This is a genomic window from Sphingomonas mollis (assembly GCF_016427505.1).
Lineage (GTDB): Bacteria > Pseudomonadota > Alphaproteobacteria > Sphingomonadales > Sphingomonadaceae > Sphingomonas > Sphingomonas mollis.
In genome coordinates, this window is sequence record NZ_JAELXS010000001.1 from 442,525 (window position 1) to 466,897 (window position 24,373).

The 24,373-nt window shown below is 66.0% G+C and carries 29 protein-coding genes; 7 read left to right on the forward strand and 22 right to left on the reverse strand.

From position 1 onward, the window contains the following. Positions 1 to 16: 16 nt before the first annotated feature. Complete coding sequence (locus tag JAO74_RS01970) at positions 17 to 1,153, reverse strand: aldose epimerase family protein (RefSeq protein WP_199034492.1); 1,137 nt, start codon at positions 1,151 to 1,153, stop codon at positions 17 to 19. A gap of 140 nt (positions 1,154 to 1,293) precedes the next feature. Between JAO74_RS01970 and JAO74_RS01975 the strand changes: the two genes are divergently transcribed. From JAO74_RS01975 to JAO74_RS01990, 4 genes are all read left to right on the forward strand, one after another. Then, positions 1,294 to 2,610 (forward strand): sugar MFS transporter, encoded by a 1,317-nt coding sequence (locus JAO74_RS01975; protein ID WP_199034494.1) that lies wholly within the window; start codon positions 1,294 to 1,296, stop codon positions 2,608 to 2,610. 150 nt (positions 2,611 to 2,760) lie between these two features. Next, the gene (gene kduI, locus JAO74_RS01980) at positions 2,761 to 3,600 is read left to right on the forward strand and encodes a 5-dehydro-4-deoxy-D-glucuronate isomerase (RefSeq protein WP_199034496.1); all 840 of its coding nucleotides are present in this window, start codon (positions 2,761 to 2,763) and stop codon (positions 3,598 to 3,600) included. Between the two features lie 187 nt (positions 3,601 to 3,787). Continuing rightward, positions 3,788 to 4,546 (forward strand): 2-dehydro-3-deoxy-D-gluconate 5-dehydrogenase KduD, encoded by a 759-nt coding sequence (gene kduD, locus JAO74_RS01985; protein WP_199034498.1) that lies wholly within the window; start codon positions 3,788 to 3,790, stop codon positions 4,544 to 4,546. A 66-nt stretch (positions 4,547 to 4,612) separates the two neighbouring features. Then, positions 4,613 to 5,623: a sugar kinase gene (locus tag JAO74_RS01990; protein ID WP_199034500.1), complete on the forward strand. Its 1,011-nt coding sequence runs from the start codon at positions 4,613 to 4,615 to the stop codon at positions 5,621 to 5,623. 173 nt (positions 5,624 to 5,796) lie between these two features. On the opposite strand, the gene JAO74_RS01995 is transcribed toward JAO74_RS01990, so the two are convergent. From JAO74_RS01995 to JAO74_RS02030, 8 genes are read right to left on the reverse strand one after another with little or no spacing between them, the layout of a single operon-like run. Next, the gene (locus JAO74_RS01995) at positions 5,797 to 6,468 is read right to left on the reverse strand and encodes a peptidylprolyl isomerase (protein WP_199034502.1); all 672 of its coding nucleotides are present in this window, start codon (positions 6,466 to 6,468) and stop codon (positions 5,797 to 5,799) included. A 32-nt stretch (positions 6,469 to 6,500) separates the two neighbouring features. Next, complete coding sequence (locus tag JAO74_RS02000) at positions 6,501 to 7,559, reverse strand: 5-(carboxyamino)imidazole ribonucleotide synthase (RefSeq protein ID WP_199034505.1); 1,059 nt, start codon at positions 7,557 to 7,559, stop codon at positions 6,501 to 6,503. Then, entirely contained in the window at positions 7,556 to 8,032 is a 477-nt protein-coding gene (purE, locus tag JAO74_RS02005; RefSeq protein WP_056524929.1) for a 5-(carboxyamino)imidazole ribonucleotide mutase, read from the reverse strand. Before purE ends, JAO74_RS02000 begins: the two co-directional genes overlap by 4 nt. A gap of 38 nt (positions 8,033 to 8,070) precedes the next feature. Beyond that, complete coding sequence (locus JAO74_RS02010) at positions 8,071 to 8,331, reverse strand: SemiSWEET family transporter (protein ID WP_199034507.1); 261 nt, start codon at positions 8,329 to 8,331, stop codon at positions 8,071 to 8,073. Between the two features lie 7 nt (positions 8,332 to 8,338). Further along, a complete protein-coding gene (gene gpmA / locus JAO74_RS02015; protein WP_199034509.1) occupies positions 8,339 to 9,025 on the reverse strand; it encodes a 2,3-diphosphoglycerate-dependent phosphoglycerate mutase in 687 nt (228 codons plus the stop codon). 9 nt (positions 9,026 to 9,034) lie between these two features. Next, positions 9,035 to 9,499 (reverse strand): GNAT family N-acetyltransferase, encoded by a 465-nt coding sequence (locus JAO74_RS02020; RefSeq protein WP_332908707.1) that lies wholly within the window; start codon positions 9,497 to 9,499, stop codon positions 9,035 to 9,037. After that, complete coding sequence (locus JAO74_RS02025) at positions 9,496 to 10,644, reverse strand: M14 family metallopeptidase (RefSeq protein ID WP_199034511.1); 1,149 nt, start codon at positions 10,642 to 10,644, stop codon at positions 9,496 to 9,498. Before JAO74_RS02025 ends, JAO74_RS02020 begins: the two co-directional genes overlap by 4 nt. Continuing rightward, a complete protein-coding gene (locus JAO74_RS02030) occupies positions 10,641 to 11,252 on the reverse strand; it encodes a DUF4136 domain-containing protein (RefSeq protein WP_199034513.1) in 612 nt (203 codons plus the stop codon). Before JAO74_RS02030 ends, JAO74_RS02025 begins: the two co-directional genes overlap by 4 nt. A gap of 142 nt (positions 11,253 to 11,394) precedes the next feature. On the opposite strand from JAO74_RS02030, the gene ykgO reads away from it, so the two are divergent. Then, a complete protein-coding gene (gene ykgO / locus JAO74_RS02035) occupies positions 11,395 to 11,520 on the forward strand; it encodes a type B 50S ribosomal protein L36 (RefSeq protein WP_003046794.1) in 126 nt (41 codons plus the stop codon). An 11-nt stretch (positions 11,521 to 11,531) separates the two neighbouring features. Further along, positions 11,532 to 12,143, forward strand: a complete 612-nt coding sequence (locus tag JAO74_RS02040) for an HAD family hydrolase (protein WP_199034515.1) — start codon at positions 11,532 to 11,534, stop codon at positions 12,141 to 12,143. On the opposite strand, the gene JAO74_RS02045 is transcribed toward JAO74_RS02040, so the two are convergent. Continuing rightward, positions 12,140 to 12,724 (reverse strand): L,D-transpeptidase family protein, encoded by a 585-nt coding sequence (locus tag JAO74_RS02045; RefSeq protein ID WP_199034517.1) that lies wholly within the window; start codon positions 12,722 to 12,724, stop codon positions 12,140 to 12,142. The two genes, JAO74_RS02040 and JAO74_RS02045, sit on opposite strands and share 4 nt — an antisense overlap. A gap of 206 nt (positions 12,725 to 12,930) precedes the next feature. Between JAO74_RS02045 and JAO74_RS02050 the strand changes: the two genes are divergently transcribed. Continuing rightward, complete coding sequence (locus JAO74_RS02050) at positions 12,931 to 13,605, forward strand: murein L,D-transpeptidase catalytic domain family protein (RefSeq protein ID WP_199034519.1); 675 nt, start codon at positions 12,931 to 12,933, stop codon at positions 13,603 to 13,605. Positions 13,606 to 13,662: 57 nt separating this feature from the next. Here the strand turns inward: JAO74_RS02050 and JAO74_RS02055 are convergent, their stop codons facing one another. From JAO74_RS02055 to tsaB, 12 genes are all read right to left on the reverse strand, one after another. After that, the gene (locus tag JAO74_RS02055; RefSeq protein ID WP_199034521.1) at positions 13,663 to 15,003 is read right to left on the reverse strand and encodes a PQQ-dependent sugar dehydrogenase; all 1,341 of its coding nucleotides are present in this window, start codon (positions 15,001 to 15,003) and stop codon (positions 13,663 to 13,665) included. 108 nt (positions 15,004 to 15,111) lie between these two features. Then, positions 15,112 to 17,340, reverse strand: a complete 2,229-nt coding sequence (katG, locus tag JAO74_RS02060; protein ID WP_199034523.1) for a catalase/peroxidase HPI — start codon at positions 17,338 to 17,340, stop codon at positions 15,112 to 15,114. Positions 17,341 to 17,495: 155 nt separating this feature from the next. Next, the gene (locus JAO74_RS02065) at positions 17,496 to 18,398 is read right to left on the reverse strand and encodes a hemolysin family protein (RefSeq protein WP_199034525.1); all 903 of its coding nucleotides are present in this window, start codon (positions 18,396 to 18,398) and stop codon (positions 17,496 to 17,498) included. Then, positions 18,399 to 18,908, reverse strand: coding sequence for an rRNA maturation RNase YbeY (ybeY, locus tag JAO74_RS02070; protein WP_199034533.1), 510 nt, complete (start codon positions 18,906 to 18,908; stop codon positions 18,399 to 18,401). A 9-nt stretch (positions 18,909 to 18,917) separates the two neighbouring features. After that, positions 18,918 to 19,316 carry a type II toxin-antitoxin system VapC family toxin gene (locus JAO74_RS02075; RefSeq protein WP_199034535.1) on the reverse strand — a complete coding sequence of 133 codons (399 nt, stop codon included), beginning with the start codon at positions 19,314 to 19,316 and terminating at the stop codon, positions 18,918 to 18,920. After that, on the reverse strand, positions 19,313 to 19,561 hold the full coding sequence (locus JAO74_RS02080) for a type II toxin-antitoxin system VapB family antitoxin (protein ID WP_199034537.1): 249 nt from the start codon (positions 19,559 to 19,561) through the stop codon (positions 19,313 to 19,315). The genes JAO74_RS02075 and JAO74_RS02080 overlap by 4 nt, the downstream gene beginning before the upstream one ends. Positions 19,562 to 19,607: 46 nt before the next feature. Beyond that, positions 19,608 to 20,612, reverse strand: coding sequence for a PhoH family protein (locus JAO74_RS02085; protein ID WP_199034539.1), 1,005 nt, complete (start codon positions 20,610 to 20,612; stop codon positions 19,608 to 19,610). A 75-nt stretch (positions 20,613 to 20,687) separates the two neighbouring features. Then, complete coding sequence (gene miaB, locus JAO74_RS02090; RefSeq protein ID WP_199034541.1) at positions 20,688 to 22,007, reverse strand: tRNA (N6-isopentenyl adenosine(37)-C2)-methylthiotransferase MiaB; 1,320 nt, start codon at positions 22,005 to 22,007, stop codon at positions 20,688 to 20,690. Between the two features lie 10 nt (positions 22,008 to 22,017). Continuing rightward, entirely contained in the window at positions 22,018 to 22,755 is a 738-nt protein-coding gene (locus JAO74_RS02095) for a lysophospholipid acyltransferase family protein (protein WP_199034542.1), read from the reverse strand. 15 nt (positions 22,756 to 22,770) lie between these two features. Then, positions 22,771 to 23,193: a Fur family transcriptional regulator gene (locus JAO74_RS02100; RefSeq protein WP_056524970.1), complete on the reverse strand. Its 423-nt coding sequence runs from the start codon at positions 23,191 to 23,193 to the stop codon at positions 22,771 to 22,773. Between the two features lie 80 nt (positions 23,194 to 23,273). Beyond that, on the reverse strand, positions 23,274 to 23,741 hold the full coding sequence (locus JAO74_RS02105; RefSeq protein ID WP_199034543.1) for a GNAT family N-acetyltransferase: 468 nt from the start codon (positions 23,739 to 23,741) through the stop codon (positions 23,274 to 23,276). Further along, positions 23,741 to 24,361: a tRNA (adenosine(37)-N6)-threonylcarbamoyltransferase complex dimerization subunit type 1 TsaB gene (gene tsaB / locus JAO74_RS02110; protein ID WP_199034546.1), complete on the reverse strand. Its 621-nt coding sequence runs from the start codon at positions 24,359 to 24,361 to the stop codon at positions 23,741 to 23,743. Before tsaB ends, JAO74_RS02105 begins: the two co-directional genes overlap by 1 nt. Between the last annotated feature and the right edge of the window lie 12 nt (positions 24,362 to 24,373).

Genomic DNA, 24,373 nt, shown 5'->3' on the forward strand with positions numbered 1-24,373 from the left:
GTAGTCCGGGGTTGGATCAGCGGGCGCTGGTCGAGAAACGATAGACGATGACGCTGCGATATGTCTGGCCCGGATCGAGTCGGGCCGAACCGAACGCCGGCTGGTTGGGCGTATCCGGGAACACCTGCGGTTCCAGCGCCAGCCCGTCCGACTGGCGATAGGCGAGGCCGGAACGGCCGATCGCCGTCCCGTCGAGGAAGTTGCCGGTGTAGAACTGCACGCCCGGCTGGTTGGTCGCGATCTCCAGCACGCGGCCGGTCGACGGCTCCTCCACCCGCGCGGCGGCACGGAGCCCCTTCGCGTCGGCGGCGCCGAGGATGTAGTTGTGGTCGTACCCCTGACCGAACACGATCTGCTGGTCGCGGCCGTCGCGTACCCGGTCGCCGATCACGCGGGGGGTGCGGAAATCGAACGGCGTGTTCGCCACCGCCCGCCGCTCGCCCGTGGGGATCAGCGCCGCGGATACCGGCGTGAACTGTTCGGCGGGCAGGGTCAGGACATGGGTCAGGATCGACTTGCCCGATCCTTCGCCGTTGAGGTTGAAGAAGCTGTGGTTCGTCATGTTGACGATCGTCGGCTTGTCCGTCTTCGCCTTGTATTCCACGGTCAGCGCGTTGCTGTCGTCCAGCGTGTAGGTGGCCGTCACGTCCAGCTTGCCCGGATAGCCTTCCTCGCCATCCGCGCTGGTGTAGGACAGCGTCACCGACGGTGCCGGCCCGTTCTTCACGTCGACGATGCGCCACAGCACCTTGTCGAAGCCGACCTTGCCACCGTGCAACGCGTTCGTCTGGTTGTTGAGCGCCAGCGTGTACTGCTTGCCGTCCAGCGAGAATTTGCCGCCCGCGATCCGGTTGGCATAACGGCCCACCGTCGCGCCGAAATAATTGGGCGCCTTCAGATACCCGTCCATGCTGTCGTACCCCAGCGCGATCTCGGCCGATTTGCCGGCGCGGTCGGGGGTCTGCACCGATTGCAGGATGGCACCGTAATTAATGATCCGCGCGGTCACGCCGTGGGTGTTGGTCAGCGTCACCGCCTCCACCGCGCGGCCATCGGCCAGCGTGCCGAACGGGGCGCGCTTCGCTTCCGCGGCATGGGCGCTGCCCGAGGCGAGGGCAAGCGCGGCGGCGCCGGCGGCCGGTAATATATTCATGGACGATCCTCCCGTTCCGGCCAGTTGCCGACCGTTGACGTACTCTGCCATCGCTTATACTCAGACAAAAAGCGCAAGAGCAAGTCTGCCCGCGTACCTGCGGACCGGATGCGCGAAAAAACAAAGAGGGGTTTGCACGCATGGCCGCACCGATTGGCACCACCAGCGCGAGCGCCATCGCGCCCGGCCAACCCACATCGGGTTATGGCAAGGCGCTGGGCCTGCTCGCCAGCCTGTTCTTCATGTGGGGCTTCATCACCGTCATCAACGGTACGCTGCTGCCGCATCTGCGCAGCGTGTTCGACCTCAGCTATTTTCAGGCCGCGCTGATCGAAAGCGTGTGGTTCATCGCCTATTTCTTCGCCTCGATCCCGTCGGCCAAGCTGATCGAGCGGATCGGGTATCAGAAGTCGCTGGTCATCGGCCTGCTTATCATGGCCGCCGGCGCGCTGGGCATGATCCTCGCCGCCAGCATCCCGTCCTATGGCGTCACGCTGGTCATGCTGTTCGTGATCGCCAGCGGCATCACCCTGTTGCAGGTCGCGGCCAATCCGTACGTCACCGTGCTGGGATCGCCGAAAACCGCATCGTCGCGGCTCAATCTGGTGCAGGCGATGAACTCGGCCGGCACCATGCTCGCGCCGCTGTTCGGCGCGTACCTGATCCTCGGTCGGTCGAAGGGCGGCACGGCGGAGGCCGGTGTCGTCCTGACCCAGGCGGAGCGACTGGCCGACGCGCAGTCGGTCGTCCTGCCCTATGCACTCGTCGCGATCGTGCTGGTCGTGCTGGCGATCATCATCGCCCGTTTCCCGCTGCCGGCGATGGGATCGGCCACCAGCCGCGTCGCCAAGGAAGAGCGCCGCAACCACTCGCTGTGGAAGCATCGCAACCTCGTCTTCGGCATCCCCGCGATCTTCATCTACCTGATCGCCGAGATCGGCGTCGGCAACCTGTTCGTGAACTTCGTCAGCCGCCCCGAAATCGGCAACATGACCACCGAATCGGCCGGTCGCTACCTGACGTTCCTGTGGGGCGGCATGATGGTCGGCCGCTTCGTCGGCTCGGCGATCATGCAGAAGGTCGCGGCGGACAAGGTGCTGGCGTTCTTCTCGATCGGCGCGTTCGTCGTCATGTCGATCACCGTCGTCACGACCGGCCATGTCGCGATGTGGTCGCTGATCCTCGTCGGCCTGTTCCACTCGATCATGTTCCCGACGATCTTCACGCTCGGCATCAAGGGGCTGGGGCCGCTGACCGAGGAAGGCTCGGGCCTGCTCATCATGGCGATCGCCGGTGGCGCGCTGGTCGCGGTGCAGGGCTGGCTGGCCGACAGTTACGGCCTGCAGCTTTCCTTCGTGCTGACCGCGGTGTGCGAACTGTACATCCTGTTCTACGCCGTGTGGGGCAGCAAGCCGACCAACGCCTTCCCGGATGAGGCTGCAACCGATCCACAATAAACATTTGGGAAATCATCCCAGCATGTGCGAATAGGTGGTCAAACGCAGGAGCGACGGCTTCCCCTGACGGGGTGGCCGTCGTAGCGTTCCCCTGTCAGGGCGCGCGGCCCCCGGCTTTGCCGACGCCACCGCCGAAACCGGAGTGATCTGATGTTCGACCGCACCTACTACGCCACGCATCCCGACATGATGGAATGCGTCTCCAACGACGAACTGCGCGACCGCTACCTGATCCAGGGCCTGTTCCGCGACGGCGAGTGCGTCCTGAATTACACCCATGCCGACCGCTTCGTGATCGGCGGCGTCGCCGTCGCCGGTGCGCCGGTGAAGCTGCCCGCGCAGACCGAGCCGAAGTCGGCCGTCGGCCACCCCTTCCTCGAACGCCGCGAACTCGCGATCGTCAACGTCGGCGACGTCGAGGGCACCGTGACCGTCGATGGCGAGACGTTCACGCTCGGCAACAAGGATTGCCTGTACGTCACGATGGGCGCCGCCGACGTCGAATTCGCCGGAGAGGGCGCGCGTTATTATCTGGCGTCGTGCCCCGCGCACAAGGCGTTCGCCACCCGCAAGCTGGGCATCGCCGACGCCAACGCGCTGGAGCGCGGCAGCCTGGAGGAATCCAACGAGCGCACCATCTTCCAGCTCGTCATCCCCGGCGTCTGCGATTCGGCGCAACTGGTCATGGGCCTGACCGTCCTGAAGCCCGGCAGCGTCTGGAACACGATGCCCCCGCACATCCACGAGCGGCGCAGCGAGATCTATTTCTACTTCGAACTGCCGACCGACAACGACAAGGTGTTCCATTACATGGGCGAGGGTGAGGCCATGCGCCACATCGTCGTCGGCAATGAGGAATCGGTCATCTCGCCGCCCTGGTCGGTCCACATGGGCTCCGGCACCCGCGCCTATGCCTTCATCTGGGCGATGGCCGGCGAGAACCAGGACTATACCGACATGAACGTCCTCGACATCTGCCAGCTGGCGTAACCAATACTCCCCTCCCGCTTTGCGGGAGGGGTCGGGGGAGGGCCTGTCCTCCCGGAATGCCGTCAGGGAAGGGGGTCTCGTCTCCCCTCCCGCTTGCGGGAGGGGTCGGGGGAGGGCCTGTCCCGCGGTATCGCCCGACATGCCCTCCCCTAACCCCTCCCGCAAGCGGGAGGGGAATGAGGTAGCAATGACCACCAGCCCCTTCGATCTCACCGGCAAGATCGCCATCGTCACCGGCGCGAACACCGGCATCGGTCAGGCCATCGCCGTGGCCCTCGCCGCCGCCGGCGCCGACGTCGCCTGTGTCGGCCGCACGCCCGCCGAAGAAACCGTCGCCGAGATCCGTGCACTGGGCCGCAACGCGGAGGTCATCTCCGCCGATCTCTCCACGATCGAACCCGTCGGCCGCGTCGTCGACGAAACCGTCGCGAAGCTCGGCGGCCTCGACATCCTCGTCAACAATGCCGGCATCATCCGCCGCGCCGACGCGGTCGATTTCACCGAGGAGGATTGGGACGCGGTCGTCGATACCAATCTGAAATCGGTGTTCTTCCTGTGTCAGGCCGCCGGTCGCCACATGATCGCCCACGGCGGCGGCAAGATCATCAATATCGCCTCGATGCTGACCTTTCAGGGCGGCATCCGCGTGCCGAGCTACACCGCATCCAAGAGCGGCATCGGCGGCCTGACGAAGCTGCTTGCCAACGAGTGGGCCAGCAAGAACATCAACGTCAACGCGATCGCCCCCGGCTATATCGCCACCAACAACACCGCCGCGTTGCAGGCAGACGAGGCCCGCAACAAATCGATCCTCGATCGCATCCCCGCCGCCCGCTGGGGCGATGCCGACGATCTCGGCGGCGCCGCCGTCTTCCTCGCCAGCAACGCGGCGAAATATGTGCAGGGCCACATCCTGGCGGTGGATGGCGGCTGGCTCGCGCGATAACGATATCCCTCTCCCACCGGGAGAGGGAGGGAGGCGCAACGCGCCGGAAGGGTGAGGGTGGAAGGCATGGCCAAGTTCCTGGCATTCGGCGAGATCATGCTGCGCCTGTCGCCACCGGGCCGCGAGCTGTTGCTCCAGACCCCCCGCCTCGACGTATGGGTCGCGGGCGCGGAGGCGAACGTCGTCACCCAGCTCGCCCGGCTCGGCCATGACGTCGGCATGGCGACGATCGTTCCCGACAATGATCTCGGCCGCACCGCCATCACCACGCTGCGCGGACACGGTGTCGATACCGGCACGATCGCACTCGGCGGCGACCGCATGGGCCTCTATTTCGTCACCTCCGGCGCCGGTCTGCGCGCAACCGAGGTCATATACGACCGTGCATGGTCGTCGTTCGCCGACGCACCGACGAGCGCCTGGGAGTGGGATACGCTGCTCGCCGGGGTCGATCGTTTCCACCTCTCCGGCATCACCCCGGCGCTTGGCCCCGTACCCGCCGAAAGCGCCATCGCCGCCGCCCGCGCCGCCACCGATCGGGGCATCCCCGTGTCGTTCGACGGCAACTGGCGGGGCAAATTGTGGGAACGCTGGGATTCCGACCCCCGCCGCATCCTGACCCAACTGGTCGCACATGCCGACCTGATGTTCGGCAACCACCGCGACATCGCCCTATTGCTGGGCCGAGACGATTTCTCCGGCGACGGCGAGGACCGCCGCCGTCACGCTGCCGAGGCCGCATTCGATGCCTTTCCCCGGCTCCAGACAATCGCCTCGACCGCGCGCCATGTCGAACATGTCGATCTCCACCGTCTGTCCGCCCGCGTCGACTCGCGCGAGGGTCAGGCGCAGACAGAGGAAGTCGTCCTTGCTGGCATCGTCGATCGCATCGGCGGCGGCGACGCCTTTGCGGCCGGCGTCCTCCACGCGCTGCGCTCTGGCGGCGACATCGCCAACGCGGCGGCGACCGGCCTCGCGCTGGCCGCGCTCAAGCACTCGCTCCCCGGCGACGCCAGCCTCTTCCGCCAGCCCGACCTGGACGCCTACCTAGCCGGCGGCCTGGACGTCCGCCGATAGCCTAAATCCTCCCCGCTTCGCGGGGAGGGGGACCGTCGGCGCAGCCGATGGTGGAGGGGGGCTTCCGCATGCGCTGTCCTACAGACCGAAAAACAGCTACCCTGCCCTTCGCGGTCGCTTCATCGAATATTCGCAGCGGGAACAACCGACAGAAAAACCCTCCTGAGTGCGAATCAACGCGAAGTTCGATTCGCAATAACTACCCGCCGCACCGTCAGGATACGCACCGGGGCGACCAGCATCTGGCCCTTCATCCCCGGTGGTCCCGCGGTCGGCGACGTCGCCTCGCCCAATATGTGCCGGACGATCTCCATCCCGCTCGTCACATGTCCGAACACCGCATAGCCCAGCTTGTCCCCCGTCGCCGGGTTCGCATCCAGCGTCGGCACCGACCCCACCATGATGAAGAAGTCGCCCCGCCCGGTCCCCGGCTCCGCCCGCCCCAGCGAGATCGCGCCGTCGTCATGCGTCAGGCCCGTCTTCGTCGTCGGCTCATGCGCGATCGGCGGATAGACCAGCTTGGTCGCATTGCGCACGCCGCCCTGGATCAGCCCCGCCTCGCCCAGCTTCATCGCCCGGTAGAAGGTCGTGCCGTCGAACCGATTGCCATCGACATAGCGCAGGAAATTGGCCGTCGTGACCGGCGCCCGCTCGCGCTCCAGTTCCAGTACGATCGGCCCCTCGCTCGTCACGATCGTCACCCCGACCGTGGCATAGCGCTTCGGCGCAGGCGGCAGGATCGGAGAGGGTGCCGGCTCAGGTAGCGACGACACCTGCGGCGCCATCTGAGGCGCGGCGGCGATGGTCAGGCAGGACAGGGCAAGCAGGGCGAATCGATGGTTCATCCCACCAACCGTAATGGGCGCCGCCCGAAAGCCTAGCCCCGCACCACCCGCGTCACATGCCCCATCTTGCGCCCCGGCCGCGCCGCGCCCTTGCCATACAGATGCAGGTGCGCGCCCGGCTCGACCAGTGCGTCGGACCACGGATCGTCGCCGATCAGGTTGCGCATCGTCACGCTCGCACCGGTCAACGCCGTCGACCCCAGCGGCAATCCACAGATCGCCCGGATATGGTTCTCGAACTGGGACGTCTCCGCCCCCTCCATCGTCCAGTGGCCGGAGTTATGCACCCGCGGTGCCATCTCGTTGAACACCGGCCCCTCGGCCGTGGCGAAGAACTCGCACGCCAGCACGCCGACATAATCCAGCTCGGCCGCGATCCGGCACGCCAGCGCCGTCGCCTCGTCGACCTGCGCCAGCACGGCGGCGGGGGCGGGGAGGGTCGAGGTGCGCAGGATCGCATCCTCATGCACGTTCAGCGGCGCATCGTATCGCACCGTCGCGCCGTCCTGCCCGCGCACGATCAGGATCGAGAATTCATGCTCGAACGTCACGAACGCCTCCAGCACCGCCGGCCCGCCGATCGCCTCCCACGCCGCATCCGTATCGGCCGGGGAGGACAGCCGCACCTGCCCCTTGCCGTCATACCCGAACCGCGCCGTCTTCAGCACCGCCGGCGTGCCGACATGGGCGATCGCCGTCTCCAGCGTCTCGCGACTGTCCACCGCCGCCCAGCGCGCGGGGCGTCCGCCGACGCTCTCCACGAACCGCTTCTCCGCGATCCGCTCCTGCGCCGCCGCCAGTGCGCGGGGATGCGGATGCACCGGCACCCGCTCCGCCAGCCATTCCACCGGCCCCAGCGCGATATTCTCGAACTCGTACGTCACCACGTCGCACGCCTCGGCGAAGTCGGCCAGCACGATGCGGTTGTGGTAATCCGCCCGCGTCAGGCTGGACGCGGTCTGCGCCGCCACGCTCTCGCGATCGGGCGCCAGCACATGCGTGCGATACCCCAGTTGCGCGGCCGCGACCGCCAGCATCCGCCCCAGCTGCCCGCCGCCGAGGATACCGATCGTGGAGCCCGGTTCGATCATGCCGGATCGATCGCCACGCCGTCGGTCTGCGCCGCGCGCCACGCCTTCAGCCGTTCGGTCAGCGCCTCGTCACCCGTGGCGAGGATCGCGGCGGCCAGCAGCCCCGCGTTGATCGCGCCCGCTTTCCCGATCGCCAGCGTCCCCACCGGAATGCCGCCGGGCATCTGGACGATCGACAACAGGCTATCCATGCCCTTCAGCGCCTTCGATTCCACCGGCACGCCCAGCACCGGCAGATGCGTCATCGCCGCCGCCATGCCCGGCAGATGCGCCGCGCCGCCCGCGCCGCCGATGATGACCTTCAGCCCCCGATCCGCCGCGCCGGTGGCGTATTCGACCAGCCGCTGCGGCGTGCGATGCGCCGATACGACTTTCGTCTCGTACGGAACGCCAAGCGCATCGAGCGTCTCGGCGGCGTGGCGCATCGTGTCCCAATCGGACGTCGAGCCCATGATGATGCCGACCAGTGTCATGTCCGTCGCCTAGCGAGCGTCACGGGGCAGGGCAACGCCTACAGCGCCGTCGCCAGCGAGATACCGCCCAACAGCACGCCCGGCGCATTGGCGAACACGATCGGCCAGTCGCGCTTGGGCCTCAGGAAGCCATAGGCGACCCACAGCGCGCAGTTGACCATCGTCGCCAGCGGCTGGATCGTCGATCCCTTCTCGCCCTTCAGGTTCAGCGCGATCTGGTCGATGTACGACAGGTACATCGCCACCGCGGTGGCGGTGGCGACCCAGCCGAGGATCGCCAGCGCCCGCTCGCTCGTCATCGACAGATCAACGCTCCGACAGGTAATAGCGGTCGGTCGGGTTCAGGTCGGCATCGAGCTCGTACACGATCGGCTGGCCTGTCGGGATCTCCAGTCCGGTGATCTCGTCGTCCGGGATATTCGACAGATGCTTCACCAGCGCGCGCAGTGAATTGCCGTGCGCGGAGATCAGCACGCGCTGCCCGTCCTTCAGCGCCGGCGCGATCCGCTCTTCCCAATAGGGCAGGACGCGCTCGATCGTGTCCTTCAGGCTTTCGGTCGTCGGGATGGCAATACCGGCATAGCGACGGTCATGCGTCATATCGAACTCGCCACCCGGCTCGCTGACCGGCGGCGGCACGTCGAAGCTGCGGCGCCAGATCTTCACCTGATCCTCGCCGTGCTTGGCCACCGTCTCCGCCTTGTCGAGACCGGTCAGGCCGCCATAATGCCGCTCGTTCAGGCGCCAGTCCTTCTCGGTCGGCAGCCACAACCGGCCCATCGCCTCCAGCGCCAGGTTCAGCGTTTTGATCGCGCGCAGCTGCAGACTGGTGAAGGTCTGGTCGAAATCGAGACCCTTCGCGGCCATCAACTCGCCCGCCGCCCGCGCCTCGGCCGCGCCCCGCTCGGTGACGTCCACGTCCCACCAGCCGGTGAAGCGATTCTCCAGGTTCCAGGTCGACTGGCCGTGGCGGATCAGGACGAGCTTGGGCATGCGGGTTCCTTACAGGTCGAGCGACATAAATTGGTTATGCGGGCTGGGCTGATAGTCGCCGAACGGCCCGGCGTCCACGAAGCCCGCACTATGGTATAGCGCGACGGCGGGCGCGTGCAGGTCGGCGGTGCCGGTTTCGAGATGCAGGACGCGACAACCCCGCGCCCGCGCCTCGCCGATCACATGCGTCAGCAGCGCGCGGCCGACACCCGTCCGCCGCGCCGCCGGGGCCGCGCGCATCGACTTCACTTCGGCCTGTTCGCCGTCCAGCCGCTTCAACGCGGCGAAGCCCGCCAGCGTCTCGCCCTGCCACGCGGTCCAGAACGTCACGCTGGGCGCCGACAGCCCCGTCGCATCCAGCGCGAAGGCAAATTTGCGCATGTGGCCGCGCAATTCGGTCAGGTGCAGGGCCAGCAGCGGCGCGACATGTGCCGCCGCCGGATCATCCTGCCGGATCACCAGTGCCGGCGTCACAGCTCGTCGATCATCCCGGCCAGCGTCTCCAACATGGCATGCGCCAGCCTCTTAGACCGTTCGCCGCTCCAGCCGAATTCCGGGTCGGCGTTAGGATCGTGATCCTTGAACGGCATCTCCAGCGTCATCGACACCGCGCCGAATCGCTCTGCCAGCTGGTTGGTCGACATCGACAGATTGGCATTGCCCGGCGCCGATTTGGTATAGCCCTTATCGGTCTGGAAGTCGGGCGTGTGGGCAGCAAGACGACGGCCATAGTCGTAGAACTTCTCGCCATGCGCATCCGTCCATGACGGAATACCCTCGTATCCGGCAAGGAAGTTGGCCGGGATCGCCTCGTCGCCATGCACGTCCATCGCCACATCGACGCCGGTCGCATCCATCGCATCGCGCACGCACAGCACTTCCGGGCTGCGCTCGGGCGAGGGGGCGTGCCATTCGCGATTCAGGTTCACGCCCGCTGCATTGGTGCGCAGATGTCCGCGCCGCGTGCCGTCCGGATTCATGTTCGGCACGACATGGAAGGTTGCCTTGGCCAGCAACGCCGCGGTGACGGGATCGGCGGCATCGGTCAGCCGCTCCAGCGCGCCTTCCATCCACCATTCGGTCATCGATTCGCCGGGGTGCTGACGACCATAGAGCCAGACCTGTTTCGGACCGGTGCCGATCGACAGGTAATCGATCGCCTGCCCGTCGAGGCTCTGGCCCAGCTCACGGTGACGCACGCCCGGCATCGCCGCGATGCGCGCCACCAGCGCCTCGTGCTGTTCCATCGTGTAGGGCGCGAAATAGGCGAACCAGCCCAGTGAGGCGTCCGCCGTCCACGTCCATTCCAGCACGCCGTCGGCATAACCGGTGTCGATCATCCGCCACGCCAGCCGATCGGTCGATCCGCGTACCTTGTACCCCGGCCAGCCGAACGGATAGGCCGACTTGCCCGCATTCAGGATGCGGAACGTGATCGCCTGTCCGGCCCGCGCCCCGGCGACCCGGAAATAGAACCACTGGAAGAAATCCGACTGGTGATCGGCGACGATCTCCAGATCGATGCGGCAGCCATCGGCCGCGTCGTCGATCGAGACGACGCGGATATTGCCGCCATCGAAGGCGGCGTTGATGGCGAGGGGAGAGGAGGTGAGGGTCATTTCACCTCGATAGTGCGGCCCGACTCACCCGGAAACCCCGTGAATAGCGCGGCGGCGAGCTTTGCCGCCTGCACGTCAGCATCGCCCTCCACCTTGCGCGGGTCGCCCACCGCCTGCGCGCGGCCTTCCCACACGGGCGACTGGTCGGCGCGGCGCTTGATCGTCACGACCAGCTCGGTCACCACCAGTTCGCGCGGGCCGCCACCGCCGATCGGAAAGCCGATCCCGCCGCCCAGACCGACGCCGCCGCCGCGACGCCCGCCACCGAACGATCCGCCGCCCAGGCCGATCTGCACCGGCGACGATCTTGGCGGTCCCAGCCGGTTCGCGCGATTGAAGCCGACGGTCGCCACCAGTTGCGGCTGCGTACCCACCGCCGGCATCGCATAGCCGTTGCGCAACAGCTGCGTTTCCACCGCGGCGGCATAGGTCTTGAACTCGATGCTCGCCGTACCCGTCGCCAATGGCTCGACGCGGATCGTGCCGCGATCGACCGGCTCGCCCAGATGATAGCGAATCACTTCGGTCGGTGGCAGTGCGCCGCCGGTCGCGCAGGCCGACAGGGCCAGACCGAGGGGGAGCAGGGCGGTGAGCGGGCGGATGGACATGGAAACCCCTTGAAAGGACGGTGGTCGAGCGAATGTTGCGAAGGCGTAACGCGCCAGAGCGGCGCTCCGTTGCTTGACTTGCACGTGATCGACCACTAGGCGCCAGCGCTTTCCGACACCATTCGAACAGAAGCGCGCAACCATGAAGATCCGCAATTCGCTGAAGTCGCTCAAGGACCGCCATCGCGATAATCGCGTGATCCGTCGTCGCGGCCGTACCTATGTCATCAACAAGACGAACCGTCGTTTCAAGGCGCGCCAAGGCTGATCCAGCCCGCGATGCCGGTGTCGTCGGTCATCTTCGACATCGGCCGCGTCCTGTACGATTGGGACCCACGGTTCCTGTACGAGCGTCTGATCCCACGGGGTGAGGCGCTCGAATCGTTCCTGCGCCATGTCGTCACGCACGACTGGCATTTCCAGCACGATGCTGGCCGCGACTTCGCCGATACGTCGGCGGAGCTTGCGGCATTGCATCCGCAGCATGCCGATCTGATCGCGGCATGGGGGCCGCGCTTTGGCGACAGCATTCCCGGGCCCATTTCCGGGATGCACGATCTGGTCGCACGGCTGGATCATGCCGGTGTGCCGCTGTTCGCGATCACCAATTTCAGCCACGAGTTCTTTCCGCCCTTTCGCGCGAAGGAAGCGGCGTTGTTCGGCCGGTTTCGCGATATCGTCGTGTCGGGCGAGGAGAAGCTCGTGAAGCCGGATGCGGCGATCTATCGACTGGCGCTCGACCGTTTCCGCATCGACGCGGGTGATGCGATCTTTATCGACGACAACGCAGATAATGTCGCCGGCGCACAGTCTGTCGGCATGACGGCGTTCCTGTTTACCGGTGTCGACGATCTGTTGCCGCGCCTGCGCGCGCTGGGGCTACCCGCTTAATAGCCCATAACGGCGGCCAGCCGGTCGTTGTTGGCCTGCATGGTATCCGTCATGAGCAGGGTCGGGTCGAGCGTTCTGCCCTCGACATATTGGTCGGTCACGACGACCGTGCTGCCCAGATCGGTGACGGCGAACAGCTTCTTGGCGAAACTGGCCGGCAAACGGATGCAGCCATGCGAATCGGGAAAGCCGGGATTGCGGCCGGCGTGCAGGGCGATCCCGTCCCATGTCAGGCGCTGCATGAACGGCATCGGCGCATCGTTATACAAGTTCGATTTATGGACCTCGTTCTTTTGCAGGATGGGATAGATGCCGGTGGGCGTGTCGTTGCCATCCCGGCCGGTCGATACGCTCGATGCGGCGACCAGTACTTGCCCGCGATAGACGAACGCGCGTTGCTGCGGAATGCTTACGACCACGGTCACCGGATCGGTTGTGCCGGGATCGACCCAGACATAGCGATTCGGCTCCAGTGTCGCGGCGGCCTCTTCCACCATGGCGCCCGTATCCGCCGCCATGGCGGGGGTCGCGCCCATCATCATCGTCACGCAGGCAGCGACAGCGAGCAAACCGGATTTCATACGCGTACGCCCTTCAGATTTATCGAATTTCAGGATGTCAACGTCTGATTCGACGAAATGTGCCATCGCCACGCCGTGCGACAAGATGGGGCAAGTTTGCGGCGAATGGCCCTTCGGCGGGGAACAAGTGGCGAGGAAGGTTAAGAAAATTCAGGTGTTTTGTGCTATCGAGCATCGGAAGGGGCTGCTTGGTAATCGGGAATTCGATGCACGATCACGATGTGGCGCGCGCACGACGCGCATTTTTGAAGACCGGCCTGACGTTGGCCGGAACGATCGCACTGCCGGGCGCCGTCGCCTGCGCGACCCGCGATATGACACAGATCGAACCAACCGCCCGGATCGCGCCGGCGCCGCTGGTATCGGCTCGCGTGGTCCGTCCGGAACTGCTGCGCAATGCCCTGGCCGCCCTGAACCGTCACGGCGCCCGGATCGCCCAGCGCGACCAGATCGCGATCGCCGACTTCACCGCGGGCTCTGACCAGGCACGTTTCCACCTCGTCGATCTCATCAGCGGTCGCAGCCAGTCGTTGCTGGTCGCGCATGGCAGCGGCTCCGACCCTGCGCATACCGGCTATGTCGAGCGCTTCTCCAACGACTTCGGCTCCAACGCCTCGTCAGAGGGTGCGTTCGTCACCGCTGATTATTATGTCGGCAAGCATGGCCGGTCGCAGCGGTTGATGGGGCTGGACCCCACGAACTGCAACGCACTGGGCCGGGCGATCGTCGTCCATTCGGCGTGGTACGCGAACCCCGACATGATTCGTACGCACGGCGTGCTCGGCCGCAGTCAGGGCTGCTTCGCGGTCGGCGAGGACGATCTCGACCGGGTCTTCGCCAATCTCGGCCCCGGCCGGATGATCTATTCCGCCAAGGTCTGAACGGGTCGACGCTGGCCCGACATCGCCGCCGCGGCTACCCGCAGCGGCGGCAGCAAATCAGCGAGTGGCGACCTGCCCGGCGGCGCTGACCCGCCAGATGCGGTTGCCGACATCGTCCGCCACCAGCAGCCCACCGGTCCGATCGGTAATGACGCCGACCGGGCGACCCAGCGCATCGCCATCCTTCGACAGAAAGCCGGTCAGCACGTCCACCGGCTTGACCCCCGGCTTGGGGTAGCCGTTGGGGCCGAACGGCACCCAGACGACCTTGTAGCCCGACACCGGCTTGCGGTTCCATGAACCGTGCTCGCCGATGAACGCGCCCTGCGCCCAGCGATCGCCCAGTTTCGCATCGGGCGCGAACGTCAGCCCCAGTGCTGCGACATGCGGGCCCAACGCGTAATCCGGGCGCTTCGAATATTCCTGCAACGCGATGTTCTGCGGCTCGACCCGTTTGTCGGGATAGCCGCCCCAATAGAACCACGGCCAGCCGAAGTGATCGCCGAATTCCACCTGCGTCAGGTAATCCGGTGCCAGATCCGATCCCAGCAGATCGCGCTCGTTCACTACCGTCCAAAGATTGCCGGTCGCGGGGTTCAGCGCCATGCCATTGGGATTGCGTAGGCCAGCGGCATAGATGCGCCAGTTTTTGTCGGGCCACACCTGCAGGATGTTGGCGCGGTATTTCTCGGCGTCCATGCCCTTTTCGGCGATGTTGGTGGCCGATCCGACGCTGACGAACAGCGTCTTGCCGTCCGGCGCCGGGATCACGTTGCGCGCCCAGTGATTGCCGCCGCCGTTCAGCTTCACGACCAGTTCCGGCTTCGCGGCGATGCTCGTCTGCCCCGCCGTATAGGGCACCCGCACCAGCGCGTCGGTGTTGGCGACGTAGAGCTGCCCATCCATCAGCGCCATGCCGAACGGCGAGTTCAGCCCGGTCATGAACACCGTCCGCTGCTCGGCGACGCCGTCACCATTCGCGTCGCGAAGCAAGGTCAGGCGGTTCGCCGATGGCACGCCGGCGCCGGCCTTGCCCATCAAATGCTTCATCACCCATGCCTGGATACCGCCGCCATCGCGCGGCGGTGAGTTCGTTTCCGCCACCAGCACGTCGCCATTGGGCAGGCGATACATCCAGCGGGGATGATCCAACCCCTCCGCAAAGGCCGCGACCTGAAGACCCGGCGCCGCCACGGGTTTCGCGCCCGCCGGCCAGCCGACCGCATCGGCGACCTCGACGGTGGGAATCGTCTGGATACGCGGGGCGGTAATGTCGGGCCGTTGCCCCTCCACCGCCGCGATCGGCACCTGCGCCTGATCGGGCCACGCCATATAGGCAAAGATACCGCCACCCACGACGATGACGAGCGCAAGGACGCGCAGGATGTGCTTCAGCATGACCGATATCTAGGCGGCGACGTCGAGCGCGGCAATGCCGGCGACCGGATGAAAGAAGGGCGCCGGCATTGCTGCCGACGCCCTCAATTCATTCAACGGCGAAACCGCTCAGTCGAGCAGGTCGTACCGGTCGGCGTTCATCACCTTCGTCCATGCCGTCACGAACTCGGCGACGAAAACGTCTTCCGCATCGGCGCAGGCATAGACCTCGGCCAGTGCCCGCAACTGCGAATTCGACCCGAAAATCAGGTCGGTCCGCGATGCGGTCCACTTATGGTCATGGGTGCCGCGCGTGGTGCCGACATATTCCTGGTCGCTGCGCTCATCGACCTGCTTCCACACCGTGTTCATATCGAGCAGGTTGACGAAAAAGTCGTTCGTCAACTGACCCGGCCGCGTGGTGAACACGCCATGCTCCTTCGCCTTTGCGGTGTTGGCACCCAGCACGCGCAGGCCGCCGATCAGCACCGCCATCTCCGGCGCGGACAGGCCCAGCAATTGTGCCTTGTCGACCATCAACTCCTCCGTCGGCACCGTGAAGCGCGTCTGGAGATAGTTGCGGAACGCGTCGGCCTTGGGCTCCAGCACCTTGAAGCTCTCGGCATCGGTCTGTTCCTCCAGCGCATCGGTACGACCGGGGGTGAACGGCACCTCGATCGTCTTGCCGGCCGCCTTCGCCGCCGCCTCGATCCCGACCGAACCACCCAGCACGATCAGGTCTGCGATCGACACGCGCTTGGCCCCCTCGCTCGGGTCCTTCGCATCGAACTCGGCCTTGATGCCCTCATAGACCTTCAGCACACGCGCGAGCTGTTCGGGCTCGTTGACCTCCCAGTCCTTTTGCGGCGCGAAGCGGATACGCGCACCGTTGGCACCGCCGCGATGGTCGGAGCGGCGATACGTCGATGCGGATGCCCATGCCGTGGCGACCAGCTCCGAAATTTCCAGGCCCGAATTGGCGATCGCCTTCTTGAGGTCGGTGACGTCGAACGAGTCGATCGGCTTGTAGTCGGCCTTCGGGATCGGATCCTGCCAGATCAGTTCCTCGGACGGCACTTCCGGGCCGAGGTAACGCTGCTTCGGCCCCATGTCGCGGTGGGTCAGTTTGAACCATGCGCGAGCCCAGGCATCGGCGAAGTAGGCGGGGTCCGCCCGGAACTTCTCCATGACCGCGCGGTATTTCGGATCGACCTTCAGTGCCATGTCGGCCGATGTCATCATCGTCGGCACGCGCTTGTCGGGCGAATGCGCGCCGGGGGCCAGCGTTTCGGCGGGATTGCCGACCGGCTGGAACTGATGCGCGCCGGCGGGGCTGCGGACCAGCTCGTATTCATGGTCGAGCAGCATGTCGAAATACGTCATGTCCCACGTGATCGGCGTCGGCGTCCACGCGCCCTCGATGCCCGAGGTGATCGTGTCGTCGCCCATTCCGGTGCCGTGGGTCGAGGTCCAGCCTAGACCCTGTGCCGCGATGTCCGACCCTTCCGGCTCCTTGCCGACCTTCGACGCATCGCCATTACCGTGCGCCTTGCCGAAGGTATGGCCACCGGCGGTCAGCGCCGCCGTCTCCACATCGTCCATACCCATCCGTGCGAACGTCTCGCGCATGTCGCGCGCCGATCCCATCGGGTTCGGGCAACCGCCGGGACCTTCCGGGTTCACATAGATCAGGCCATGCTGGATCGCCGCCAGCGGCTCCTCCAGCGCCATGCCCGCTTCCTCGTCGATGCGGGTCTGGCCGAGCCACTCCTCTTCGGTGCCCCAGTAGATGTCCTTCAGCGGCTCGAACACATCGGCGCGACCACCGGAAAAGCCGAACGTCGGCCCGCCCATCGATTCGATCGCGACATTGCCGGTCAGGATGAACAGGTCGGCCCAGCTGAGCGCCCGACCGTATTTCTGCTTGATCGGCCACAACAGGCGGCGGGCCTTGTCGAGATTGCCGTTATCGGGCCATGAATTGAGCGGCGCGAACCGCTGTGCGCCCGACGACGAACCACCGCGACCGTCGCCGGTGCGATAGGTGCCGGCCGAGTGCCACGCCATGCGGATGAAGAACGGGCCGTAATGTCCGTAATCGGCCGGCCACCAGGGCTGGCTGTCGGTCATCAGCGCCGTGATGTCCGCCTTGACCGCGGCATAGTCGAGCTTCTTGAACGCCTCGCGGTAATCGAAATCATCGCCCATCGGGTTTGCCGACAGGCCATCCGCCTGCAGGATTTCCAGCGGCAGCGTGTCCGGCCACCAATCGCGAGCGGTACGGCCCAGCAGCGCGCGCTTCGCGGCCGGCTGCTTGCCCGGATCGTTGATCGGGCTGCCCTCGGTAATCGCGTCCATGTCTCTCTCCTCGATCATTCCATCGCGTACCTGACCCAGATAAGGGGTCCGGCGGCAAATCGGCAATGGATTAGCCTGATCGATTAAAGTGGCAAAATCGATCAGTGGAAGATTGACGCGAGATTTGCCCGATCAGTACCGAGAGAGGCCGATCGTCAATCCTCCTCGATCACCAGCGCCACCGGGGGATGCAGCCGCAGGCGATGGACCCGCCGTTCGTCCGCCTCCGTGATCTCCAGCTTCCAGCCGGAAATATGATCGACGCACTCGCCCACCGGCGGCACCCGGCCCGCCAGCACCGCGGCAAGGCCGCCCAGCGTATCGACGTCCTCTTCCGTCTCCCCCAGCCGGTCGTCCACGACGCTCGCCACATCCTTCAGCGGCGCGCGCGCGTCAGCATCCCATGACCCGCCGTCTAGCGGGATCAGCAGCGCGGTCGGCGCGTCGTCATGCTCGTCCTCGATATCGCCGGTGATCTCCTCGATCAGGTCCTCGATCGTCACGAGTCCTTCGGTGCCCGAATATTCGTCGAGCACGACCGCCAGATGCACGCGTTTCGATCGCATGTCAGCCAGTACGTCGAGCGCCCCGCGCGACATCGGCACGTACAGTGGCTCGCGGATCAGACCGGCCAGGCTATCCGGATGCGGCGCCCCCGTCGCCAGGATCGTGAACACGTCCTTGATATGGACCATGCCGATGATCGTATCGAGCTTCTCGCGATAGACCGGCAGGCGGCTGTGCCCCGCCTCGGCGAAAATCTGGACGAGGTGATCGAAGCTGGTCTGCTCCTCCACCGCGACGATATCCGCGCGCGGCACGCCGACATCGCCGGCATCGCGCTCGCCGAAATGGAGCAGGTTGCGCACCATCTGCCGCTCCAGCGGGGTCAGGTCGCCCTTGGCATCGGGGGCGGGATCGCCCTCGTGCCGGTCGATCGCCTCTTCCAGCTGGTCGCGGAGCGATTCCTCGGCATCGTTACCGAATATCAGGGACTTCAGTCCCCGCCAGATGCTGTCGTGGTCGCCGTTGCCGGCGCTACTTCGGTCCTCGGACAATTATGCCTCTCGTATCAGGTAAGGGTCCGCGATGCCGAGGGTGCCGAGCGCCTCCCGCTCGATCTCCTCCATCGCTTCCGCCTCGTCGTCGTTCATATGATCATAGCCTAGCAGGTGCAGGACGCCATGCACCATCAAATGGGTCGCATGCGTCTCGACGGCGATGCCGCGTTCCGCCGCTTCGGCCACGCAGACGCCGTGCGCCAGCACGATATCGCCCAGTAACACCTCGCCATCGTCGGAATTCTGGCTGATCGTGTCGATCAGGTCGGGCTGTACCATCGGGAAGGACAGGACGTTGGTCGGCTTGTCCTTGCCGCGATACTGCCGGTTCAGGCCATGGACTTCCTCGTTGGAGGTGAGGCGCACAGAAATCTCGATCGCCGCCGGCGTGGTCAGCAACGGTCCCTGCGGCGTGCGCTCGATCGCCGCACGCGCGGCGCGTTCGGCCAGCGCCTGCCAGTCGCCTTCGGGCCACGGCGTTTCGATGGAGAGTTCGATCTGGATCATGCCCGTGTCCTAACCCAAATCCGTGTGAATGAAATCGTCGCCCTTGTAGAGCAGGGCGGCCGCGTTCGTCTTCGCGCAGGCATAGGCGAAGCAGTCGCCCATGTTGAGGCGGGCAGGGTGGCCGCTACCCTTGCCGTAACGCCGATGGGCATCGACCGCTTCCGTCGCCGCGGCATGGTCGATCGGCACGACGACGATCCCGAAATCCAGACGAAAACATTCGCAGAGGCGCGATGCCTCGGCGATGTCATCCTCACCCGCTTTGGCGACAGCCCGTATCGCTTCCCACATCGCCAGCCCGCTGGTGAGCCGTGTCTGATATTTTCCAATCGTCTCGATGAAGGAATAGGCTTCAGGCTCGTTCTTGATGATCGCGACCAAAGCCGACGCGTCGATGAAGATCGTCAATCGTCTTCCTCGTCATTCAACGAATCGTAAAATGCCTTGTCGATCACCACCGTCGGGTCGAACCGTAGCGTGGACGTGCGTCGCAGTTCGTCGGCGATCTCGTGCAACGATCGGGTCGGTGTGTCCTTTGCCAACTCGTTGGTCAGCGCCAGCCGCACCGCCGCCGTCTTCGTCAGATGCCGACGCTCCGCCAGTTCCTGCGCAAGGCGGGTCGTTTCCTCATCCTTGATATACAACGACGCCATTACTTCCTCCGGTATATCCCGAATTTAATCGGGTATATCCTCACCGTCAACCAGTGCCGCCGACACCCTCATAGGCCTCGACGATCCGGCCGACGATCGGGTGGCGCACGACATCCGCAGCGGTGAAACGGCACATCGAGATGCTCTCCACTCCCTCCAGCCGCACGACCGCATCGGCCAGCCCGCTGGCCTTGACCCCACCGGGTAGATCGACCTGATTGGGATCGCCGCAGATCACCATCCGGCTGTTCTGCCCGAAGCGGGTCAGGAACATCTTCATCTGTGCCGGCGTCGTGTTCTGCGCCTCGTCGAGGATCACGAACGCGTCCGCCAGTGTCCGCCCGCGCATGAACGCGATCGGGGCGATCTCGATCTCGCCCGACGCGATCCGCCGTTCGACCTGCTCGGCGGGCAGGCAATCGTACAACGCGTCGTAGAGTGGCCGCAGATAAGGATCGACCTTTTCCTTCATGTCGCCGGGCAGGAAGCCCAGCTTCTCGCCCGCCTCGACCGCAGGACGCGACAGGATCAGTCGCTGGACGCTGCCGGTGATGAGCTGCGCCACCGCCTGCGCGACGGCGATATAGGTCTTGCCCGTACCCGCCGGCCCGAGCGCGAAGATCATGTCGTTCGTCACCAGTTCGCGCATGTAATAGGCCTGCGCGGCGGTGCGCGGCGCGATCGTCTTCTTGCGCGTGCGGATCATGATCGGCGGCGTGCCACCACGTTCGGCCGAGACGATGCCGTCGAGCGTCGGCTCGTTCGCCATCGCGATCGACGCATCGACCAGTCCGGTATCGATCTGCTCGCCGCGCTGGATGCGGTTGTGCAGGTCGTGCAGCACGTCGCGGGCGATCGCCACCTGCTCCGCCGTGCCTTCCAGCCCGATGCGGTTGCCCCGCGCGGTGATGTAGACGCCCAGCCGATTTTCCAGCGCGACCAAATTCTGGTCATACTGCCCGAACAACTGCGCAAGAACCTGGGGTTTGTCGAAGAGCACCTCGACACGGGAACGCTCGCCCGCCTGCGCGGGGACTGGCTTACGGCTCATCGGGTCCTTTCTAGACTACGAGTCGAAGCCGAATGTGGGATGCCGCGGCGGGAAAGGAAAGCCGCTTTCGCCGATTCAGGCGGCGACCGGCATTCGGGCCACACCGGTCATCGACAATGGTCCTGCCGCCGCCAGTTCCACCTCGACCAGATCGCCGATCGCATGGTCGCCCATCAGGTGCACCGATTGCAGCCACGGCGACTTGCCCAGCATCTGGCCGGGCAGCTTGCCACGTCGCTCCACCAGCACGGTGCAGGTCCGCCCGACCGAGGCACGGTTGAACGCCTGCTGGTCGCGGCCCAGTGCCGCCTGCAACCGCTGCAACCGCTCGTCCATCACCGCCTCCGGCACCTCGTCGGTCATCGTGGCGGCGGGGGTGCCGGGGCGCGGGCTGTATTTGAACGAGAACGCCTGCGCATAGCCCATCGCGTCGACCAGGCTCAGCGTATCGGCGAAATCCGCCTCGGTCTCGCCGGGAAAGCCGACGATGAAATCGCCCGACAGCGCGATGTCCGGCCGCACCGCGCGCACCCGGTCCATCAGCCGCAGATAATCGTCACGGCCATGGCTGCGGTTCATCGCCTTCAGGATGCGCGTCGATCCCGACTGCACCGGCAGATGCAGGAACGGCATCAGGCTTTCGACATCGCCGTGCGCGTCGATCAGTCCCTGACGCATGTCGTTGGGATGGCTGGTGGTGTAGCGGATGCGCGCCAGCCCCTCGATCCGGTCCAGCGTGCGGATCAGGTCGTGCAGGCCGCGACCGTCGTCGTCCCACGCGTTGACGTTCTGCCCCAGCAACGTGATCTCGCGCGCGCCGGCATCGACCAGCGCCTTCGCCTCATCGACGATCGCCGCGAACGGCCGGCTGATCTCAGCTCCGCGCGTATAGGGCACGACGCAATAGGTGCAGAACTTGTCGCACCCCTCCTGCACCGTCAGGAACGCGCTCGGCCCCACCTTGCGCCGGGCGGGGAGTTTGCCGAACTTCGACGCGAGCGGCATGTCGGTGTCCAGCGCCGCTTCGCCCACCACCGCCTGCGCCACCAGCGCGGGCAGATTGTGATACGCCTGCGGACCGACCACCACATCGACCTTCGCGCGCGCGACGATCTCAGCACCCTCGGCCTGTGCGACGCAACCGGCGATCGCGATCATCGGCACGCGGCCCTGCTTGCCGGCGTCCTTGCGGATGCGGCCGATGTCCGAATACACCTTCTCGGTCGCGCGCTCGCGGATGTGGCACGTGTTGAGCACCACGAGATCGGCCCCGGCGGCATCGGCGGCCGGAGTCATCCCCTGCGCCGCCATCAGTTCGGCCATCCGTTCGCCGTCATAGACGTTCATCTGGCAGCCGAACGACTTGACGTGATAGGTCTGGGGAGCAGGCTTCATAGCCGCGCCCTTACGCGTTTTCGGTCGTGTCCGAAAGGGAAGGGCGGCCGCCCGCCTCGATCAGCCGACGCGCCTCGGCGGCGGTCGCCTTGCGCCCGATCGGCACGAACGGCGGGTGAAAGCGCAGCGTCGCGGTGAAATGCCCCGCCCGCCGCAACACGCGCAGCGCATGCGACAGGCCCGGCTCATCCCCCGTCCACGCCAGACCGGTGGTGTCGACGCCATAATCGATCCCGACGGGTTGGACGCGGACGTCCGGCGGCGGCGGATCGATCGCACCCAACAGCGCCGACTTGAACGGCAACAGCGTCCGCCCGTCGCCCGTCGTGCCTTCGGGAAAGATCGCCACCGGTCGCGGCCCGATCGCGCGCGCGACATCGGCCACCTGCGCGCTCACCGCCATCCGCTCGCCCCGCGCGACGAAGACCGTGTCGTTCAGCGCCGCCAGCCACCCGACCAGCGGCACCGTGCGCAACTCGCCCTTGGCCACGAACACCGCATTCGCGCAGCCGGTCAGCAACAGGATATCCATCCACCACAGATGGTTGGCGAGGAGCACGACATCCCGCGCCACCGGCACGCCGACGACCCGCGGCCGCGCCCCGATGATCCATGCGCTCGTCGCCAGAAACCGACGTGGCCACGGCGAGGGCCGGCGGAGCAACCGCCATGCCCCGTGCAAGGGCAGGCCGATCGCCAGCGCGACGATCAGCGCCGACAGGCGACCGACCAGCCGGATATTACCCATGGCGGCCCTTGTCGCTCAGACCTTGCGGTCTAGGCTGACGCCGTACAGCTCCATGCGGTGATCGACCAGCCGGAAGCCCAGGCGCTCGGCGATCGCCTTCTGCAACTGCTCCAGTTCGGGATCGACGAATTCCAGCACGCGACCGGACTCAACATCGATCAGATGGTCGTGATGTGCTTCGGGCGAAGGCTCGTAGCGAGCGCGGCCGTCACCGAAATCGTGGCGGTCGAGGATGCCCGCCTCCTCGAACAGCCGCACCGTGCGATATACGGTCGCGATCGAGATACCCTTGTCGATGGCGGAGGCGCGTTCATACACCTTCTCGACATCGGGATGGTCCTCCGCCTCCGACAGCACGCGCGCGATCACGCGGCGCTGTTCGGTGATGCGCAGCCCCTTCTCGTTGCAGAGTGCTTCCAGATCGATCTTGCGCGCCATGGTGCCTTACCCTTCAGTTAGGGATCATGTAGGCGCGTTCGCTTGTTGCGAAAAGGGATACCGACTCGCAATAAGGAAAATCAGATCGGTCGCGAATAGGTATGTGCGTCATAGTGACGTCCGTCGCGCCCGCGATAATAGCCACGCCGCTCGCCCACCTTGGCAAATCCATTGGCCTCATACAGCGCCACCGCGTCGTTATCGGCGCGCACCTCCAGATGCAGGATCGTCACGTCACGCGACTGGCAATCGGCGATCACGCCACGCAGCAACGCGCCGCCGACCCCGGTGCGTCGAAAGCCCGGCGCGACCGCCAGCAACAGCAACTCCGCCTCGCCCGCGATCGCCCGCGTCAGCGAAAATCCGGCCGGTCGATCGTCGATGAAGGCCAGCGTCAGGTGGACGCCGGGCATGGCCAGCACACCCAGGCACTGGCTGCGTGTCCACGCTTCGCCATATCGCGGGTCGAAGGCGGCGGCCATGACGGTATCGATCGATGCGGCATCGCGGGCATCGCCGTGGCGCAGGATCAGCGAGCGCGTCGCCATCAGCCGGGCAGCTTCGCATCCGGCGCACGGCCATAGAGCGGACGCGGATCGAGATCGGCGAGCAGGGCAGGGAGCAGCGTCCAGTCGCGCGCATCCGGCAACGCTTCGGTCAGATCGGCCGCCGCATCCGCCGATACGCCCGCCAGCCGCTTCACGCCGTTGCCGACCGCCGGAATCGTTCCGATCGCCGTCATCGCCACCATCGGCGGCAGCGAGACGACGGCGTCGATCGGCGACAGCGAGGCATCGAACATCTGCATGAAAACCTCGCCATGCCCCGCTTCCAGCACCACCGCAATCCGCTGCAAGGGTTTGCGCGCCAATGCGGCGGCGGCGACCAGCGCCACGGACGAAAACCCCCGCACCGTGCCGCCCCAGCCCAGTGCCAGTCCGCGCGCCGCCGCGATGCCGACACGGACGCCCGTGAAGCTGCCCGGCCCGACATCGACGGCGATGCGATCCGCGCGGCCGCCATCGATCAACGACGCGATCATCGGTATCAGCCGTTCGGCATGGCCACGCCCGACGACATCGTGCCGGGCGTCGATCACCCGCCCGTCCTCGATCAGCGCGACCGAGCACGCGGCGGTCGCCGTCTCGATCACCAGCGTTCTGGTCATGCTATCCGTCAT

Excerpts from the sequence above, each read along its gene's own strand:
- JAO74_RS01995 (WP_199034502.1), bottom strand. The coding sequence starts at position 6,468 with ATGAACCATCGATTCGCCCTGCTTGCCCTGTCCTGCCTGACCATCGCC.
- JAO74_RS02000 (WP_199034505.1), bottom strand. The coding sequence starts at position 7,559 with ATGATCGAACCGGGCTCCACGATCGGTATCCTCGGCGGCGGGCAGCTG.
- JAO74_RS02085 (WP_199034539.1), bottom strand. The coding sequence starts at position 20,612 with ATGAGCCGTAAGCCAGTCCCCGCGCAGGCGGGCGAGCGTTCCCGTGTC.
- JAO74_RS02050 (WP_199034519.1), top strand. The coding sequence starts at position 12,931 with ATGCACGATCACGATGTGGCGCGCGCACGACGCGCATTTTTGAAGACC.
- JAO74_RS02010 (WP_199034507.1), bottom strand. The coding sequence starts at position 8,331 with ATGACGAGCGAGCGGGCGCTGGCGATCCTCGGCTGGGTCGCCACCGCC.
- kduD (WP_199034498.1), top strand. The coding sequence starts at position 3,788 with ATGACCACCAGCCCCTTCGATCTCACCGGCAAGATCGCCATCGTCACC.
- JAO74_RS01990 (WP_199034500.1), top strand. The coding sequence starts at position 4,613 with ATGGCCAAGTTCCTGGCATTCGGCGAGATCATGCTGCGCCTGTCGCCA.
- JAO74_RS02055 (WP_199034521.1), bottom strand. The coding sequence starts at position 15,003 with ATGCTGAAGCACATCCTGCGCGTCCTTGCGCTCGTCATCGTCGTGGGT.
- ybeY (WP_199034533.1), bottom strand. The coding sequence starts at position 18,908 with ATGATCCAGATCGAACTCTCCATCGAAACGCCGTGGCCCGAAGGCGAC.
- miaB (WP_199034541.1), bottom strand. The coding sequence starts at position 22,007 with ATGAAGCCTGCTCCCCAGACCTATCACGTCAAGTCGTTCGGCTGCCAG.
- kduI (WP_199034496.1), top strand. The coding sequence starts at position 2,761 with ATGTTCGACCGCACCTACTACGCCACGCATCCCGACATGATGGAATGC.
- JAO74_RS01970 (WP_199034492.1), bottom strand. The coding sequence starts at position 1,153 with ATGAATATATTACCGGCCGCCGGCGCCGCCGCGCTTGCCCTCGCCTCG.
- JAO74_RS02100 (WP_056524970.1), bottom strand. The coding sequence starts at position 23,193 with ATGGCGCGCAAGATCGATCTGGAAGCACTCTGCAACGAGAAGGGGCTG.
- JAO74_RS02095 (WP_199034542.1), bottom strand. The coding sequence starts at position 22,755 with ATGGGTAATATCCGGCTGGTCGGTCGCCTGTCGGCGCTGATCGTCGCG.
- JAO74_RS02025 (WP_199034511.1), bottom strand. The coding sequence starts at position 10,644 with ATGACCCTCACCTCCTCTCCCCTCGCCATCAACGCCGCCTTCGATGGC.
- JAO74_RS01975 (WP_199034494.1), top strand. The coding sequence starts at position 1,294 with ATGGCCGCACCGATTGGCACCACCAGCGCGAGCGCCATCGCGCCCGGC.
- JAO74_RS02040 (WP_199034515.1), top strand. The coding sequence starts at position 11,532 with ATGCCGGTGTCGTCGGTCATCTTCGACATCGGCCGCGTCCTGTACGAT.
- JAO74_RS02080 (WP_199034537.1), bottom strand. The coding sequence starts at position 19,561 with ATGGCGTCGTTGTATATCAAGGATGAGGAAACGACCCGCCTTGCGCAG.
- JAO74_RS02030 (WP_199034513.1), bottom strand. The coding sequence starts at position 11,252 with ATGTCCATCCGCCCGCTCACCGCCCTGCTCCCCCTCGGTCTGGCCCTG.
- JAO74_RS02045 (WP_199034517.1), bottom strand. The coding sequence starts at position 12,724 with ATGAAATCCGGTTTGCTCGCTGTCGCTGCCTGCGTGACGATGATGATG.
- ykgO (WP_003046794.1), top strand. The coding sequence starts at position 11,395 with ATGAAGATCCGCAATTCGCTGAAGTCGCTCAAGGACCGCCATCGCGAT.
- katG (WP_199034523.1), bottom strand. The coding sequence starts at position 17,340 with ATGGACGCGATTACCGAGGGCAGCCCGATCAACGATCCGGGCAAGCAG.
- gpmA (WP_199034509.1), bottom strand. The coding sequence starts at position 9,025 with ATGCCCAAGCTCGTCCTGATCCGCCACGGCCAGTCGACCTGGAACCTG.
- JAO74_RS02105 (WP_199034543.1), bottom strand. The coding sequence starts at position 23,741 with ATGGCGACGCGCTCGCTGATCCTGCGCCACGGCGATGCCCGCGATGCC.
- purE (WP_056524929.1), bottom strand. The coding sequence starts at position 8,032 with ATGACACTGGTCGGCATCATCATGGGCTCGACGTCCGATTGGGACACG.
- tsaB (WP_199034546.1), bottom strand. The coding sequence starts at position 24,361 with ATGACCAGAACGCTGGTGATCGAGACGGCGACCGCCGCGTGCTCGGTC.